Below are 1,514 nucleotides of genomic sequence, written 5' to 3'. Positions count from 1 at the left end.
TCGGACGACCGCGACGTTCATCCCCGCGGGCCCCGCCCGCACCGGCCCGCGCAGGCCCGCGGTCCCGAAGGTCAGCGGCCCGGCGAGAGCGGCCTCCAGCTCGGCCGTGTCCCCGCCGGTCATCGCCGCGACCAGGAGCTTCTGCAGCGAGTCGCGGGTGGCCGGATCGGGATCGTCCGCGATCCAGCGCATCGCCCGGTCGCGGAGGGCGGGATCCATCAGACCCGGGCGACCAGGTCGCGCAGCAGCTCGCCCATGCGGGTCGCCGAGGCGCGGCCCGCGTCGAGGACCTCCTCGTGGTTCAGCGGCTCACCGGTCATGCCCGCGGCCAGGTTCGTGACCAGGGACAGCCCGAACACCTCGGCGCCGTCCGCCCGTGCGGCGATGGCCTCCAGGACCGTCGACATCCCGACCAGGTCGGCGCCGAGCCCGCGCAGCATCCGGATCTCCGCGGGCGTCTCGAAGTGGGGCCCGGGCAGCCCGGCGTAGACCCCCTCCTCGAGGGAGGGGTCGATCTCGCGCGCGATCGCGCGCAGCCGGGGGGAGTAGAGGTCCGTGAGGTCGGTGAAGGCGGGCCCCACCAGCGGCGACCGGGCCAGCAGGTTGAGGTGGTCGGAGATCAGCACCGGCTGCCCCACGGACATGCCCTCGCGGATGCCGCCCGCCGCGTTGGTCAGCACCACCGTCCGGCAGCCTGCCGCGATCGCCGTCCGCACCCCGTGGACCACGGCCTCGACCGGGTGTCCCTCGTAGGCGTGGGTACGGCCGAGGAGCACCAGCACCCGGCGGCCGCCGACCGACACCGACCGCACCGTGCCGCCGTGTCCCTCGACGGCAGGCGGGACGAACCCGGGCAGACCGCCCACCGGGACCTCGGCCTCGCCCTTCCCGATCACGTCCGCCGCGGGCCGCCAGCCCGACCCGAGGACCACGGCGACGTCGTGGCCCGCCACCCCGGTGGCCCGGGCGAGTGCGCCTGCGGCCTCCTGCGCGAGATCGGTGCTCATGGCTGGAGCCTATGGGGTGAACGAGTTCGCGATGCTGGTGGCCAGCGCCTCGGAGCGGCTCCCCGAGTGCTCGGTCGGCACGGTGAGCGCGATCGCCCACACGCCCGCGGGGACCGGCACGGTGCGGACGGTCGTGGTCCGCGACACATCCCCGAGGACGCTCGTGTAGTGCGACTCCACGGCGTCCGCCTGGGCTCCCGGCACCGGTCCCGAGGCGCCGGGGGTCACGGCGTCCACCCCGAGCCGCTCGGCGGTGAAGCCCGCCGTGACGTCCGCGACGGTCGGGACCCGCCACAGCGCGAGCTCCTCGGACCCGTCCGGGCTGAGCCAGCGGGCGAGGCCGTTCGCGTCCGACCGCTCCCAGTCCGCCGGGACCGCGACCGTCCAGCCGTCGGTGATCACCGTGGTGGGGTCCGCGGCGGTCGTGACGGTGACGGTGGACAGCGGCGACTGGCCGCCGATCGTGCGGGTGGCCATGTACCCGCCCACCGCGCCGAGCAGCACCAG

2 protein-coding genes and 1 pseudogene are annotated in these 1,514 nt (G+C 75.7%); all 3 read right to left on the bottom strand.

Annotation, left to right across the window (positions count from 1 at the left end; genetic code table 11):
- A pseudogene (locus tag H5J29_RS32295) lies at positions 1-219 on the bottom strand (phospho-sugar mutase); the annotation flags it as partial.
- On the bottom strand, positions 219-1,007 hold the full coding sequence (locus H5J29_RS32290; RefSeq protein ID WP_181784699.1) for a purine-nucleoside phosphorylase: 789 nt from the start codon (positions 1,005-1,007) through the stop codon (positions 219-221). The gene H5J29_RS32290 and the pseudogene H5J29_RS32295, both read right to left, overlap by 1 nt.
- 9 nt (positions 1,008-1,016) lie before the next feature.
- The coding region (locus H5J29_RS32285) for a hypothetical protein (RefSeq protein ID WP_181784698.1) at positions 1,017-1,514 on the bottom strand (498 nt) is incomplete at its 5' end.

This window comes from Pseudonocardia pini, assembly GCF_013870575.1.
GTDB lineage: Bacteria > Actinomycetota > Actinomycetes > Mycobacteriales > Pseudonocardiaceae > Pseudonocardia > Pseudonocardia pini.
This window is presented reverse-complemented; position numbering and strand designations above follow the sequence as displayed.